Annotated in this window: 15 protein-coding genes and 1 rRNA gene; 6 read left to right on the forward strand and 10 right to left on the reverse strand. The window is 67.3% G+C overall.

Annotated features, from left to right (window positions below; translation table 11 throughout):
- Nucleotides 1-522: ribosomal RNA gene (locus EDM04_RS11330) — 16S ribosomal RNA — on the reverse strand; the annotation flags it as partial.
- A 435-nt stretch (nt 523-957) separates the two neighbouring features.
- Complete coding sequence (locus tag EDM04_RS11335; protein ID WP_123622177.1) at nt 958-1,287, reverse strand: non-histone chromosomal MC1 family protein; 330 nt, start codon at nt 1,285-1,287, stop codon at nt 958-960.
- Nucleotides 1,288-1,618: 331 nt separating this feature from the next.
- Here EDM04_RS11335 and EDM04_RS11340 point away from each other — a divergent pair, with 331 nt between their 5' ends.
- Nucleotides 1,619-1,822: a hypothetical protein gene (locus EDM04_RS11340; protein WP_050024870.1), complete on the forward strand. Its 204-nt coding sequence runs from the start codon at nt 1,619-1,621 to the stop codon at nt 1,820-1,822.
- 128 nt (nt 1,823-1,950) lie between these two features.
- Complete coding sequence (locus EDM04_RS11345) at nt 1,951-3,006, forward strand: quinone-dependent dihydroorotate dehydrogenase (RefSeq protein ID WP_123622707.1); 1,056 nt, start codon at nt 1,951-1,953, stop codon at nt 3,004-3,006.
- A 30-nt stretch (nt 3,007-3,036) separates the two neighbouring features.
- On the opposite strand, the gene EDM04_RS11350 is transcribed toward EDM04_RS11345, so the two are convergent.
- Nucleotides 3,037-5,703, reverse strand: a complete 2,667-nt coding sequence (locus tag EDM04_RS11350; protein WP_123622179.1) for a valine--tRNA ligase — start codon at nt 5,701-5,703, stop codon at nt 3,037-3,039.
- 104 nt (nt 5,704-5,807) lie between these two features.
- Nucleotides 5,808-6,062: a hypothetical protein gene (locus EDM04_RS11355; protein ID WP_123622181.1), complete on the reverse strand. Its 255-nt coding sequence runs from the start codon at nt 6,060-6,062 to the stop codon at nt 5,808-5,810.
- 523 nt (nt 6,063-6,585) lie between these two features.
- On the opposite strand from EDM04_RS11355, the gene EDM04_RS11360 reads away from it, so the two are divergent.
- Both EDM04_RS11360 and EDM04_RS11365 read left to right on the forward strand, forming a co-directional pair.
- Nucleotides 6,586-6,828 (forward strand): ferredoxin, encoded by a 243-nt coding sequence (locus EDM04_RS11360; RefSeq protein WP_123622183.1) that lies wholly within the window; start codon nt 6,586-6,588, stop codon nt 6,826-6,828.
- Between the two features lie 97 nt (nt 6,829-6,925).
- Nucleotides 6,926-8,563, forward strand: a complete 1,638-nt coding sequence (locus EDM04_RS11365; protein WP_123622185.1) for a rhodanese-like domain-containing protein — start codon at nt 6,926-6,928, stop codon at nt 8,561-8,563.
- 9 nt (nt 8,564-8,572) lie between these two features.
- On the opposite strand, the gene hemB is transcribed toward EDM04_RS11365, so the two are convergent.
- The 3 genes from hemB to EDM04_RS11375 form a co-directional block, all read right to left on the reverse strand.
- Nucleotides 8,573-9,553 (reverse strand): porphobilinogen synthase, encoded by a 981-nt coding sequence (hemB, locus tag EDM04_RS11370; RefSeq protein ID WP_123622187.1) that lies wholly within the window; start codon nt 9,551-9,553, stop codon nt 8,573-8,575.
- Between the two features lie 149 nt (nt 9,554-9,702).
- Nucleotides 9,703-9,867 carry a DUF6757 family protein gene (locus tag EDM04_RS18540; protein WP_008005682.1) on the reverse strand — a complete coding sequence of 55 codons (165 nt, stop codon included), beginning with the start codon at nt 9,865-9,867 and terminating at the stop codon, nt 9,703-9,705.
- Nucleotides 9,868-9,939: 72 nt separating this feature from the next.
- Nucleotides 9,940-10,767, reverse strand: a complete 828-nt coding sequence (locus EDM04_RS11375; protein ID WP_123622189.1) for a PHP domain-containing protein — start codon at nt 10,765-10,767, stop codon at nt 9,940-9,942.
- Between the two features lie 200 nt (nt 10,768-10,967).
- Between EDM04_RS11375 and EDM04_RS11380 the strand changes: the two genes are divergently transcribed.
- Nucleotides 10,968-11,252 carry a DUF2795 domain-containing protein gene (locus EDM04_RS11380; protein WP_123622191.1) on the forward strand — a complete coding sequence of 95 codons (285 nt, stop codon included), beginning with the start codon at nt 10,968-10,970 and terminating at the stop codon, nt 11,250-11,252.
- 36 nt (nt 11,253-11,288) lie between these two features.
- Here EDM04_RS11380 and EDM04_RS11385 read toward each other — a convergent pair whose 3' ends face one another.
- Nucleotides 11,289-12,335, reverse strand: coding sequence for a DUF5784 family protein (locus EDM04_RS11385; protein ID WP_123622193.1), 1,047 nt, complete (start codon nt 12,333-12,335; stop codon nt 11,289-11,291).
- Nucleotides 12,336-12,515: 180 nt separating this feature from the next.
- Here EDM04_RS11385 and EDM04_RS18545 point away from each other — a divergent pair, with 180 nt between their 5' ends.
- Nucleotides 12,516-12,683 (forward strand): DUF5786 family protein, encoded by a 168-nt coding sequence (locus tag EDM04_RS18545; RefSeq protein WP_008005688.1) that lies wholly within the window; start codon nt 12,516-12,518, stop codon nt 12,681-12,683.
- Between the two features lie 446 nt (nt 12,684-13,129).
- Here EDM04_RS18545 and EDM04_RS11390 read toward each other — a convergent pair whose 3' ends face one another.
- Both EDM04_RS11390 and EDM04_RS11395 read right to left on the reverse strand, forming a co-directional pair.
- A complete protein-coding gene (locus EDM04_RS11390; protein WP_123622195.1) occupies nt 13,130-13,798 on the reverse strand; it encodes a hypothetical protein in 669 nt (222 codons plus the stop codon).
- Nucleotides 13,795-14,766, reverse strand: a complete 972-nt coding sequence (locus tag EDM04_RS11395; RefSeq protein WP_123622197.1) for an NAD(P)H-binding protein — start codon at nt 14,764-14,766, stop codon at nt 13,795-13,797. The genes EDM04_RS11390 and EDM04_RS11395 overlap by 4 nt, the downstream gene beginning before the upstream one ends.
- Nucleotides 14,767-14,796: the final 30 nt, after the last annotated feature.

The raw sequence follows: 14,796 nt of genomic DNA on the forward strand, positions 1-14,796 counted from the left end.
CTACGGACGCTTTAGGCCCAATAAGATCGGCCATCACTCGGGCTGCCGGTATTACCGCGGCGGCTGGCACCGGTCTTGCCCAGCCCTTATTCGTACACCTCCCTACGGTGTACAAAAGCGCAGGCTCTATGCCTGCGCACTTGGAATCCCCTTATCGCACTGGCGTGCAGTGTAAAGGTTTCGCGCCTGCTGCGCCCCGTAGGGCCCGGAATCTTGTCTCAGATTCCGTCTCCGGGTTCTCACTCTCATGACCCGTACCGATTATTGGCACGGTGGGCCGTTACCCCACCGTCTACCTAATCGGCCGCAGCCACATCCTTCGGCGCCGGAGCGTTTGGCACAATCCTCATTCCAGCTGGATTGTGGTATGCTCTATTAGCCTCAGTTTCCCGAGGGTATGGAGCTCCGAAGGGTAGTTTGGCCACGTGTTACTGAGCTATTCGCCACGAGTCTGAACTCGTGCGACTAGCATGGCTAAATCGGATTCCAATAGCAATGGCCTCCGGCAGGATCAACCGGAATGTATAACCTCCGAGCCTGATTCCCGGCTCGGAGGGGTGTTGGCGGGTTTTGACTTGCGATAAGTCAAAACACCATTGCATGGTCTATGTGGTGTCCGAATCACCCAGCGACCTGGATGACACCGAACTACCACGGCTCACATCAGATTTCCTCTTACGCCGGAGCGCAGGGGGCGAAATCCTCATCTTCGCGGATCTAGTTGTAGGCCTCGGGTGGGTATAAACCCATCGAAGCTCTCTAGATCCAGCGAAACCGGACCGAGTTGAACGGCCCGAGTTCGCAGGTGCGTTCTTCGCATTAGTCACGATGGCCGGGTTGTATTTAACCCCGTCGAACTATCGACGCCACGTCATGCGGTTTCATGGCGAAGAAGTGTGAACGAGCGGATAGCTAGGCGGGCCGGCACGGCGAAAAAACTCGGTCTGCCCTCGAAGGCTACTCGTCGTCGATGTACTCGATCCCCTGTTTCGAGACGTTCGCCTTCGTGATGTCGTCGAGGTCGTTGAGCCAGAACTCGTCGTCGGCGTCGTCGACCTCGGGGGCGCTGTCCTTCCAGGCCCATCCCTCGTACTCGTGGACCTTCTGCGTCCCCTTTTCGCGGAGCCGGAGCGTGATTCGTTCCGCCTCCTCTTCCGAAGGCGCGGGATCGAGGGTGCGGGCGGCCTTGAGCGCGGCCTGACGAGGCATGTTGCCCGAGAATTCGCTCGGTTCCGATCCGTCTTCCTCTCGAAGGGCGAAGTTTCGCTTACCGTCTTCACGTACCATGGTTTATCCTCCGTGCGAACCCAACACACAGTCTGTAATAAATATATCGGGGAAATGAAAGCTGCCCTCCACAATATTTATATACTAACTCGGTACCGGCTAGCGATTTTGCCCCGGCGACGAGGAGATGGGCACGGAAATCGGAAGTTCACGACGGCGGCCGCGCGCGAAGCGGCGGTCGACTCGTCGTCGCGTTCGACGGTTCGAGAAGCAGCGGTACCCGGCCTGTTCGGTTGACATCCTCCCCGCTGAAGCGCGACGCTTTCTCTTCGATTCTCCGTAAACAACACTTATGTGTCTGGTATGGCGAACTCCGACCAGTACAACCGCGATGGTCCGTAAAAAGAAGCTCAGCCCAAGTGGCGCCAAGGACGACGACGGGGAGTACCACAACGTCCACGTGAACCTCCACGAAGACGAGCTCGCCGTCGCCGGGATGGAGATCGGCGACGAGGTGTTCGTTCGGGTGCGAGACGGGAAGATCATCATCCAGAAGGCCGACTCGAGCCCCGAAGACCTCGAACACGACTTCTGAGACGCCGGGCGTTCCGTCACACTTCCCTTCGGAAACCGGACCGAGACAGCGGACAACCGAAACGCCGAGGGCCGTTGGGTCCGGCGGCGGTCGGCGGATTGATGCCCGTCCGTGACGAGACCGAAACGATGGGCGCGTACGATCTGTTGAAGCCGGCGCTGTTCGGTCTCCCACCGGAGACCGCACACGGGCTGACACACCGGCTGTTGCGGGCGGTACAGGGGACGACGGTGACCGATCGCCTCCGCGATCGGTTCGCCGTGGACGACCCGCGTCTGCGCGTCGAGGCGTTCGGGAACGAGTTTCCGAACCCCGTCGGCGTCGCGGCGGGCTTCGACAAGAACGCGGAGGTCCCGCGCGGCCTCGCCGCGCTGGGGTTCGGCCACGTCGAGGTCGGCGGCGTCACCGCCGAGCGGCAGCCGGGGAACCCGCGGCCGCGGCTGTTCCGACTGCGCGAGGACGAGGCGCTGATAAACCGGATGGGGTTCAACAACGAGGGCGCCGACATCGTCGGCGAACGGCTCGACGGGGAGCCGCTGCCGGCGGTCCCGGTCGGGATCAACATCGGAAAGTCGAAGTCGACGCCCCTCGACGACGCCCCGGACGACTACCTCTACACGTACGAGCGCGTCGCGGACGCGGGCGACTACTTCGTCGTCAACGTCTCGAGCCCCAACACGCCCGGGCTCCGCGATCTCCAGAACCGCGCGGCGCTAGAGGAGATACTCGGCTCGCTCGCGGACGCCGGCGCCGACCCGCTCCTCGTGAAGCTCTCCCCGGACCTCCCGGAGCCGGCGGTCGAAGACGCGCTCGGAGTCGTCGACGACCTCGGTCTCGACGGCGTGATCGCGACCAACACCACGACGTCGCGTCCGAACTCCCTGAAAAGCCCCCAGAAGGCCGAGCGAGGCGGACTCTCGGGGAAGCCGATAGAGTCGATCGCCACGGAGCGGATCCGGTTCGTCGCCGAGCGCACCGACGTTCCGGTGATCGGCGTCGGCGGGGTTTCGGACGCGAAGGGCGCCTACGAGAAGATTCGGGCGGGCGCGTCCGTCGTGCAGCTGTACACGGGACTCGTCTACGAGGGCCCGGGCCTCGCGCGCGACATCAACGAGGGAATTCTCGACCTCCTCGACCGCGACGGCTTCGACTCGGTCGAGGCGGCAGTCGGCGCGGACCTGTAGCCGGACCGCGGACCCGCCGAACGCGGCCTCCTACGCGTCGTCGCGGACGATGACGACCACGTCCTCGGCCTCCAACAGCTCGCCGTCGCCCCGATACTGCCGCTCCTCCTCGATCTCGAACTCCTCCTCGACGAGCGTGACGCCCGCGACGCGGAGCTCGTCGCCGTCGATCTCGTACTCGCCCCGCGCGAGCGCCGCCTCGATGTCACCGACCTGATCGCCGTACTTCGGGCCGACCGTCGCGTAGTCGAGGTCGATCCCGGTGACGACCGTCTCGACGGGGGCGTCCTCGTCGGGGTGGACGGCCAGATCGGCGACGTGCATCACGCCCGTGATGTCGTCCTCGAACCCGCGGACGTCGGCGTACACCTCGACCGCGTCCAGTTCGGCGTTCAGGGGGAGCTGGTTCTCGCTCTTGTACTTCCGGAGGACGCCGACCACGGCGGTCGCGGCCGCGCCCGCGTCCCGGTCGGCGTCGATCCCGAGCGGCTCGGGCCAGTCGACGAGGTGGACGGAATCACCGGCGCCGTCGACGGCGTCGGCCGCCTCGGTCGCGGCGTCCGCGTACATGTCGTGCCACAGCTCCTCGGTGACGTGCGCGAGCAGCGGGGCGAACAGCTTCAGGAACCGCCGGTGGGCGGTCCGGAGCGTGTACGCCGCGGCGGCGTCCTCGCGCTGCTTGGCGATCTCGAGGTAGTCGTCACAGAACGTGTTCCAGAAGAAGCTCCGGAGCTCGTCGCGGGCCTTCGAGAACGCGCGGTCCTCGAACAGCTCGGTGAGCCGCTCGATCTGACCGTCGAGCTCGGCGAGCAGCCAGCGGTCGAGCTCCCGGAGCTCTTCGTCGTCGGGCTCGTCCGGATACGGCGCCGGCGCGAGCGACTCGACGAGCTTGGAGGCGTTCCACAGCTTCCGGATCAGCTTCTCGCCCGCGCGGAGGTCCTTCTCCTTGAACGGGAAGTCGTCGCCGACGGCGGTACCGGCGGCCCAGTAGCGCGTGGCGTCGACCGGGAACTCCTCGAGCACGGTCTCGGGCTCGACGACGTTGCCGACGGACTTCGACATCTTCTCGCGGTTCTCGTCGAGGACGTGCCCGTTGATCATCGTCTCCTCGAACGGGACCTCGTCGGTGTGCTCGTAGCACTTGACGAGCGTGTGGAACAGCCAGAAGCTGATGATGTCGTGGCCCTGCGGACGGAGGTCGAACCGGTACAGCTCCGGGTGCTCCATGGTGAACTCCCCGGCCTCCTCGTCCCAGTCCCACCCGGCGTTGATGAGCGGCGTCAGGCTGGAGGTGGCCCACGTGTCGAGCACGTCGTCTTCCGGCTCGAACTGATCGTGGCCGCACTCCGGGCAGGCGTCGACCGGCGGGTCGTCCGAGAGCGGGTCGACGGGCAGGTCGGCCTTCTCCGCGATGATCTCCTCGCCGCAGCCCTCGCAGTACCAGACGGGGAACGGAATGCCGGAGGAGCGCTGCCGGGAGATGAGCCAGTCCCACTGTAACCCCTCGACCCAGTGTTCGTACCGGCTGAACATCTTCTCCGGGGACCACTCCATCTCCCGGCCGATCTCGAGGTACTCGTCGGTCTTGTCGAGCATCTCGACGTACCACTGCTCGGTGACGAGGAACTCGACGCTCGTCCCGCAGCGCTCGTGGACGTTGACGGTGTGGGTGATGTCGCGGCGGTCGAGCAGGGCGCCGGCCTCGTCGAGGTCCTCGACGATGACCTCGCCGGCCTCGGAGGAGTGTAACCCCTCGTACTCCTCGGCGACCTCGGTCAGGTGACCGGACTCGTCGATGGCGACCCGGAGGTCCAGGTCGTGGACCTGGTACCACTCGATGTCGTTCTGGTCGCCGAACGTACAGCACATCACGATCCCGGAGCCCGTCTCCATGTCGACGCGCTCGTCGGCGATGATCGGCACCTCGTGGCCGAACAGCGGGACCTCCGCGGACTCGCCGACGAGGTGCCGGTTCTCGTCGTCGTCCGGGTGGACGAAGACGGCGACGCAGGCCGGGAGGAGCTCCGGACGCGTCGTCGAGATAACGAACTCGTCGGGGGTGTCGTCGTCCTCGTCTGCGGAGGCGACGGGGAACGCGATGTCGTTGAAGTGGCTGGCCTGCTCGTCGTCCTCGGTCTCGACCTGCGAGATGGCGGTCTCGCACTCCGGACACCAGATCGCGGGCGCCTTCTCGCGGTACTCGCGACCTTGGTCGTACAGGTCGACGAACGACAGCTGGGAGACGCGCTGGACGCGCGGCTCGATGGTCTGGTACGTGTGGTCCCAGTCGACGGAGACGCCGAGCGACTGGACGTTCTCGGTGAACTGCGCCTCGTAGTCGGCACAGACCTCGCGGCACTTCGCCTGGAACTCCCGGCGCTCGAAGTCCTGATGCCGGATGTCGAGCTCGTCCTCGGTGAGCCGCTCGGAGGCGATCCCGTTGTCGTCGTAGCCGAACGGGAAGAACGTCGCCCCGCCGTTCATGCGCTCGAAGCGCGCGACGAAGTCCTGGAGGGTGAACCCGTACAGGTGGCCCATGTGGAGGCTCCCCGATACCGTCGGCGGGGGCGTGTCGATGGAGAAGACGGTGTTCGGATCGACCGGGTCGTCGTCGGGGTAGGCGTACGTCTCCTCGTCGACCCATCGCCGCTGCCACCGCGGCTCGACGGCGTCGGGGTCGTACTCACCACTGGGCATTTCACGCGCATCTTCCGCCGGTTCCCCCTTAACGGACTCGGTTGTGCGGAACGGGATCGCGGGGTAGCGCGGCCAGCTTCGGTCGGTCGTGCGGTCGGCCGCGATCAGACCGTGTCGTCGAGGTCGTGTTCGGCGGCCATCTTCGACGCCTCCGACGCGAACCGCTCGACCTCGTCGGCCGGGCTCTCCCCGAGCGCGTTCTCCTCGACCTCGCGACCGGCGGTGATCCCGTCGCCCGTGACGAGCCGCTGTTCGGCCAGCTCCTTCGTGTGCATCCGCTTCCCGTCCTCGGTGGCGTACGTGAGCCGCACGAGCCCCTTCGAGTCGAACTGCCGATCGACGAGCCAGACCGTGGTCATACGCGGCGATGGGTGCCTGCGACGCTTAAAAAGGACGGTCGCGGCGGAGGAACACCCAGCGATGGGACTGGATCTTGACGGTTGATGCGGTCGGCGCGCGCCTGTGAGCGCCCGAAGGGCGCGAACAGCGCCGCGCGAGGGAGGCGGGCGCCCGGAGCAACGCGGAGGGCGACCGACGAGGCTGGAGAGGCGTGAGGCTGTGCGGTGCTGTGTGAACGGGTGGGTCCCAAAGGGGCAGCCGTGAGGCGCCCAGAGACGACGCAAGCACCGCAGGAACGAGTGTAACGAGTGACGAGGAGCGCAGCGAGTGTCTGGGCGCCTCACGGCTGGGGCTTTAGAGGCCCTCGCCGTCGATCCGCAGTCAATCACTTATAAGCGAGCGGTTGGGACTTTGCAGGTCCGCGTCTTCGAAGCGATATCCCGTCAGCGATCGCATCGGTCCGCGATCGGTCAGTCACCCGATTCGGCCGATCCAGCGTACGGCGTCGCCAGCGCTTTGTACCGCCTCGCCGAACCGGGACCCATGCACGTCGAGTTCGACCGCGACACCTGCGTCGGGATGTTCCAGTGCGCCGCCGAGTGGGACGCCTTCGAGAAGAATCTGAACGAGGGGAAGGCGGACCTCGCGGGCAGCACCGAGGAGGAAGAGGACCTGTTCGTCGTCGAGGTTCCGGACGGCGAGGAGTTCGACGCGAAGTTCGCGGCGCGGGTCTGCCCGGTCGACGCCATCGAGGTCTACGACGACGACGGCGAACAGGTGGTGTAGTCCGCTTCGACGGATAGTCTCAGTCGATCCGAGCGTACCGCGCGAGTACGCCCGGTAGTATTATAAATAGTGATAGATCCTATGGTAGAGACGTACAATGGGAGCCCCACTCTCACCTTCAGCGGTACGGGACGCGATCGACTCCAGCGATCCGGTCGCGATACTCGACGTCCGGCAGTCGCTCGACTACGTCAACGGGAACGTCATGGAGAGCACGTGGGTCCCGCGAGGCGACCTCGAACGCCGCCTTCCGGCGCTGGTCCCGAACCGCTCGACGCCGATCGTCCTCTGTGACGAGCGCGGTGAGCGCGCGGCGCTCGACGCACGCTGGATCGAGTCGCTCGGCTACGACCGCGTCGACCATCTGGACGGCGGGATCGCGGCGTGGCGGAGCGCCGGGCTGGACCTCGTGGAAGCGGTCGATGGCGTCCATGCGACGGCGTTCGGCTACGAGAGCAAGGAGTTCGGCGAGCGGGTCGAGGTGTCGCGAGACCTCCCGAAGATGGACCCGAAGGAGGTCGCCGAGCGACGAGCGGCGGTCACCGTCGTCGACGTGCGGAACCCCCCCGAATACGAGCGGTACGGGACGATCCCCGGGTCGATCAACGTCGAAGGCGTGGACCTCGCGCTGTACGCCGACGAGCTCCGGGACGACGAGCCGCTGGTCGTCCACTGTGCCGGTCGAACGCGGAGCATCATCGGTGCGGCGACCCTCCAGGCGCTCGGGATCGAGGAGGTGTACGAGCTGGAAAACGGGACGATGGGATGGGAGCTTGCGGGCCACGAACTGGAGGCGGGTCCCGGCAAACCTGACGGCGTCGACGTCGATTCTGACCGATATCGTCGCCTTCGGTCTTCCGTCGAGGAACTCCTGCAGGGATCGAACGCGTCGTACCTCTCTTCGGCCGAACTGGCGGCCTTCCGCAGCGAGACCGACGACGGGCGAACGACGTATCTCTTCGACGTCCGGACCGAACCGGAGTTCGAGGCGGGACACGTGCCCGGGGCGCGCTCCGTCGCCGGTGGACAGCTCATCCAGACCGCCGGCCAGCACATCGCCGTCCGTGACGCGGCGATCGTCCTCGTCTCGGAGACACACGTCCGGTCGTCGATAACCGCGTACTGGCTCGCCGAGATGGGATATCCGAACGTCCACGTGCTTCGCGGCGGGACGAGCGCCTGGGAGGACGCTGGCTCCGACCTCGTCGAGGGGGCCGAGACGACCGAACCGCTCGGGATCGATCGGGTCGCAGCGACGGTTACGACCGTTTCCCCGGACGACCTCGCCGACCTGCTCGACGCCGATCGACCGACGGTTCTCGACGTCGGCGCACGGGACTCGTTCGTGGACGGTCACCTGCCGGGTGCGGCGTGGGCACCCCGCTCCGAGATCGAGTCCGCAATCGCCGCCGAACAGGAGGACGGCGGGACGCTGGTACTGACGTGCGAGTCGGGCGAGGTGTCCGCGCTCGCGGCGGCACAGCTCGAATACTGTCGGGATTCGATCGAGGGGCAGCGGGGTGACGCTCGCGAAGGCGTTTCGTCGGTCTCAGACGACGTCACGATCCTCGTTCTCGAGGGGGGAGTGGCAGCGTGGCGAGACTCCAAGCGCGACGTCGAGACGGGGGACGGACGCACGGTGATCGAGCCGCGCGAGGTGGTACGGAAGCCGTACGCACAGGGAACGCGGGAGATGAAGCGGTATCTGGAGTGGGAAGAGAACCTCGTCGAATGACTCGACGGCCTACAGCCGCTCGGCCAGGTCCTCGGCGAAGTACGTGATGATCAGGTCCGCGCCCGCGCGCTTGAGCGACAGCAGCGACTCGTGGGCGGTCGCCTCCAAGTCGAGCCACCCCTTCTCCGCGGCCGCGTGCAACATCGCGTACTCCCCCGAGACGTTGTACGCGGCGATCGGGTGGTCGAACTCCCGGCGGAGGTCGCCGACGACGTCGAGGTAGGGGAGCCCGGGCTTCACCATCAGCACGTCCGCGCCCTCCTCGGCGTCGATCCGGGCCTCGCGGAGCGCCTCGCGGCGGTTCGCGGGGTCCATCTGGTAGTGCCGGCGGTCGCCGAAGGCGGGCGCGCCGTCGGCCGCGTCGCGGAAGGGCCCGTAGAAGGCGGACTCGTACTTGACCGCGTAGCTCATCAGCGCCACCGCCTCGTGGCCCGCGTCGTCGAGCGCGTCGCGGATCGCCCGGACCTGCCCGTCGGTCATCGCCGAGGGCGCGACCATGTCCGCGCCCGCGTCCGCCTGCGAGACGGCGGTCTCGGCGAGCAGCTCCAGCGTCTCGTCGTTTTTCACCGTGAGGGTCGGGTCCGTCTCCGCCGACTCCTCGATCACGCCGCAGTGCCCGTGGTCGGTGTACTCACAGAGGCAGACGTCGCCGATCACGTACGCGTCGGTCTCGGCGGAGATCCGCCGGATCGCGCGCTGGACGACCCCGTCTTCCGCGTACGCGCGGGTGCCCTCGGAGTCCTTCGACTCGGGGATCCCGAAGACGATGACGGCCTCGACGCCGGTCTCCCGGACCTCCTCGACGCGGGCGACCGCCTCGCTCACGGGGACGCGCTCGTGGCCCGGCATCGTCTCGATCGGCACGCGTTCGTCTGTCGTCGCGTCGACGAAGACGGGCGCGACGAGGTCCGACGCCGACAGCGAGGTCTCGCTGACGAGCGGGCGGACGCCGTCGGTGCGGAGCCGCCGCGGCCGGTCCGTTGGGTGCATACTCGGACGTTGACTCCGAGACGCCTTTTATGATCCGTCCGCGGCGACCCGGTTGAGGAAGGGGAACGGGAGAAAGGAAGACGCGGATCGACGAATCGCTCCGGCCGACGGCGAGTCAGCGGGTCGACGGCCGGTCGGCCGATCGACCGCTACTCCGACGATTCGATGTCGATCTTGTCGCGGAGCGAGGCGAGCTCGTCGGACTCGGCGAGCTCCTCGACGCGCGCCTTGAAGTGCTCCTCGCAGAGCCCGACGACCACGCCGCTCTGCTCGGCCTCGTAGGTGGCCTCCCGCTCGCAGTAGTGACACCGCATACGCCACACTCTGTCGGCGTCGGGCTTAACCCTGTTCGTCGATCGGGAAGGTCGGGACGCCGGTGTGCGCCCTCAGGCCGCGTCGGACCGGGGGTCGGGATCGGAGACCGGCTCCGGCAACCGCTCGCGGACCGGCGGGAAGTCCTCCGCCGTCAGCCCCGCCTCGGCGAGGGTGCGCTCGTGCGCGTCGGTGCCGCCCGTCAACAGGAGGTCGCTCTCGGCGGCCACCCGCTCGACCCGCGCGTGGTCGACCGCGCGTCCGTAGGGGTAGAACCGCTCAACCGCGTCCAGCTCGCGGGCCACGTCGAGCGCGGCGTCGACGTTCTCGTACCGGAAGGGATGCGCGAGCCCCACGATCGCGCAGGCGTCCCGGAGCAGGTCGACGCCGCGCTCCAGCCCCGTCACTTCGCGCGCGACGTAGCAGGGGCCGTCGTTCCCGATCAGCTCGTCGAAGGCGCCGGCGTAGTCGTAGGGCGCGGACGACTCCTCGATCGCGCGGGCGATGTGCGGGCGCCCGAGTCCGGAGCGGGGCTCCACGCCGAGGTCGACGCCGAGCCGGTCCTCGACCGCGTCGAGGATCGCGGCCCCTCGCTGCTCCCGATCGGTCTGGAGCCGTTCGATCTCGGCGTCGAGCGCGTCGGTGCGCTCGACCGCGTAGCCGAGGAGGTCGAGGCGCTCGAAGCCGGCGTCGACGCGGAGCTCGATCCCGCGGACGACCCGGACCCCGTCGCGCTCGACGACCGGCGCGCCCACGTCGGGGTGCACGCGGTCGTGGTCGGTGATCGCGACCCAATCGAGGCCGGTCTCGCGGGCGACGTCGACGAGCTCGGCGGCCGTCATCGTGCCGTCGGAGACCGTCGTGTGCGCGTGGAGGTCGGCGACGATCCGGTCCGTGTCCATGCCCGCCGTTCGGCGACGGCGCACTAAGCGTCGGCGGTCGAGCGTCGGTCGATTGTCGATCGGTCGTCGGCCGACCGTCGGTTGATCGTGGACTACCGTCCGTGTGAAATATCGACAATATAAGGAAATATAATTTGATTCTCCGGACTAAGGTTGTGCATGGACAATCATTAAGAACCATCGGCGGCTCGCAGTAGTTGATGCGCTTGAACGGCGTCGACGACCGACTCGAACGGCACCACTACCCGACGACCTCGGAAGAACTGATCGCGGCTCACGGAAACGCGACCGTAGAGCTCGCCGACGGCTCCGAGCGTCTCGGAGACGTGCTGGAGCGGTTCGGCGAGCAGACGTTCGACGACGCGGACGACGTGTTCACCGCGCTCCGCGCGGGCGTCTGTCACCGGGGGGTCGGTCGGCGGTTCTACTCGGACCGCGACCCCACGACCGACGCCGACGACGGACCGTCGCCGGTCTCGTTCTGAGCGGGCAGCGGAACCGACCTTCGTTTTTCGAGCGGTTCAGACCCAGTTGATCGCGGCCGATAGGTCGATCGGCACCGATCCCTTCCGGTACCCTTCGACGTACCCGTCCGGTCGCGCGCGGAGGACGACGGCCGGCCTGTGTCGGACCTCCGGTTGCACCTCGCGGACCGCTTCCCAGTCGTCCACGGGGAAAGAGGTGCAGTCCACGAAGAGAGTGACCCCGCCGCCGTGCGCCTCCAGCTGTCCGCTCGTCTTCGTCTCGGCCGTGTCGCGGACCGCCGCGACGGGGTCGCTCGCGGAGCGCCCGGAGACGGGCTGCGGGCGCGTCACCTCGACCAGCGAGGCGGCCCCGGTGTCCGGGTCCGTCGCGCGGTAATCGAGCGAGTGACCGGTCGTCACCTCGATCTCGGGGGTCGCCTCGTAGCCGGCCTCGGTCAGGATCCGGGCCGCGGTGAACTCCGCGATCGCGGCGCTCATCCGGACCAGATCGAGCGACGCCGACGTCCCGAGCTTCCCCGCCATCATCTCGCGGTAGTCGTCGAGTGACCCCGGTCGGAGCGTCTCCTCGACGAACCCCGTCCCCTCCTCGCGGGTCGCGTCGGGGAACCCGGCCGCGTGGTCGCGGAAGAACGCCCGCGTCGTCTCGGCGCCGTCCTTCGAGCAGAACACCGGGAGGAAGAACCACGAGACGTGCGGGTACGCCGCGAGCCACGGCTCGTCGTCGTGAAGCCCCGCGAGCAGCTCCCGCTGGGCCCACCGCGAGACCGGGTAGGGGACCTCGTCGAAGCCGTACTTGTCCGTCCGCCAGAGCTCGCTCGGCGTCTCCGTGTTGCCGATCCAGTACCCGACCGGCCCGCCGTCGACTCCGTCCGGCGGGTCGGCGTCGCCGTCCGTCCAGCAGAACAGCGCGAACGAACCGTCGTCCATGTCGAACCGGCGGGCCTCGTAGCCCGTCGGCGGGACGAACCACGGGTCGCCCGCGGTGGCCCCGAGGTTGTCGTCGAGGGGGCGTTCGAGCCGCGAGCGCACGCGGTCGGCGCTCCAGCCGCCGGGCGCGCGCCTGAATCGGAGCGGTTGTGCCACGCCGGTGCTACCGCACGGCGGGGTTAATCGGTTCCGGTGGGCCGAACCGGTCCGCAATCGGTCGCCGGTCCCGTCGGTCGATCGATCCCGTATCGCGATCACTCGACAGACGTTTTCGGATCGACCATTTCACCGACACATATATTACTGACAGTTTCCAAGCGAGAGTGTACCATGTCAATGGGTGCCTATGACGAGGCCGAACACGAGCGTCGCGAGAAGAAGACCAGCGAAGTCGACGCCGATTTCGACGCCGAGCGGCCGGAGTACTCCGGATCGCTCACGTACGATTCCGGCGACTCCACGGAGGCACTCCTCGACAAGTTCCAAGAACTGCAGGGCGAGTGAACCGTCGTCGGCCGCCTTCTTCTCCGATTCAGCATACTTCGAGGTGGAGCCTCCGGCCTACTCGCTCCCTCCGGTCGCTCCGTGAGGCCGGAGAGGAAACCGACATGGTACTGAGCAGCCGTTAAGTTGCAGCCTCCCGTACTACCAGTTAGTGCTGTGCTGGCACAAGTCCCGCGCAGTACGGGCCGCAGTAGCCCGGCCCCAAATGGTGGGTTCGTCGACCTCGAAGGGCGTTCGGTGGGCGGGGCGCACAAAACGCCCCGTCGCGTCAACTGACGGCGAGGACCACATCAAAGCCCCATCACCAGAAATCGGAGATTTCTGGTTAGCAGTCAGAACGCAACGCGTTCTGACGACACCCTCAACGAGCCAGCCCTTCAGGGCGAGCGAAGTAGGGTGGGGTCGGTTACTTCCCCTCGCGGATCAAACCAACGCTCGGACCCGAGTCACGAGAGTGCGATCGCCGCGGAACAGACGATCGCGACCGCGAGGACGTGCCCCACGACCGCCCCGAGTAGGATCGGTTCCTCGAGCAGGAACGGGACGAGCGCCAGTTGCATCGCCGAGAAGGCGATGTTCTCCGCGTCGAGACGCCTGGTTCGCGACGTCGCGTCCGGGGGGAGGTCGACGTGGACCGCGCGCCACAGCGCGACGACCGCGCTCCACCACGAGGTGCCGATCCGGTAGGTGAGGTCCCAGAGGATCAACAGCGTGAGGTAGACCACCGGAATCGACGGGTCCGGACCGAACAGCCGGGCGATCAGCGCGCCGTCCCACGCGATCAGGTACGTCGTCAGGGCGATGAACGCCAGCACGCCGAGGACGATCTCGATGCTCGACCCGAATAGCAGCCGCTTGTGCGCCGCCGGCGTCGGGAGCCGGCGGTTGATCGCGCCGAGGCGGTGCATCTCGACGCTGCCGACGGCGGCCACGACGACGGCGACGGTCCCGGCGACGACCGCGTCCCACAGCCCGTAGTACCAGCCGAGCGCCACCACGCCGACCTCGAACAGGACGAACTGGATCGCGACCGCGAGCGACCGGGAGATCCCGAGTCCGGGAATCCCGCCGACGAGGCTCTCGTACACCCACGTCTCCCCGTAGTTGCGACTCACGGCTCCGGTCCCTCCGATCGGGTCGGCTCCGGCCGATATTCTTCAGATCGATCGACCTGCTCCTCGGATCGATTCATCTCGTCGATCGCCCGAGCGACCGCCACCTCGAACGGCGTCTGATCGATCGGAACGAGATCGCGGATCCGGTCGTCCTCGACGATCACGGTGTTGCGGAGCCCCTCGACGAGCGACCGCGCGAGGTAGGGGTTCACGTCGGTGACCAGCCGGAGCCACTTCGCCGACAGCTCCGGGCTCAGTACGGGCACCCGAATTATCCGTAGCCTGTGACCGAGCTGACGGCGGGTCCGACGGAGGATCTCCGCGTACGTCAACACGTTTGGGCCGCCGATCTCGAAGGTGTCGCCGGCGGTCGCCGGCTCTTCGAGTGTCCCGAGGAGGTAGCCGACCACGTCGTCGATCGCGATCGGCTGGCAGAGAGTGTCGACCCACTTCGGCGTGGTCATCACCGGGAGCCGGCTCGCGAGGCCGTAGATCACGTCGAAGCTCGCGCTGCCGGCGCCGACGATGATCGCCGCTCGCAGGGTCGTGAGCGCCGGCTCGCCGGTTCCGAGGATCCGCTCGACCTCGCGGCGGGACCGCAGGTGCTCGGAGAGGCCCTCGCGGTCTTCGCCGAGCCCGCCGAGGTAGATAACCCGGTCGACGCCCGCGTCCGACGCCGCCTCGACGAAGTTTCGAGCGCAGTTGCGGTCCCGCTCCTCGTAGCCTGGACCGCCGTCCATCGAGTGGACGAGGTAGTAGGCGGCGTCAACGGGGGAGCCGTCGACCTCGAACGCGGGCGGGAGGGTGTCGGGTTCGAGGAGGTCGCCCTCGACGACGCGAACGCCCGCGGGCGGAGCGTAGCCGTCGGCGTCGCGGACCAAGGCGACCACCTCGTGACCACGGTCGAGGAGCGCCGGGATGAGCCGGCTGCCGACGAATCCGGTGGCGCCGGTGACGAGCACGCGCATACCGATCCCTCGGACGGGGCGACCATAAGC

Source organism: Halorubrum sp. CSM-61 (assembly GCF_003781945.1).
Taxonomy (GTDB): Archaea; Halobacteriota; Halobacteria; order Halobacteriales; family Haloferacaceae; genus Halorubrum.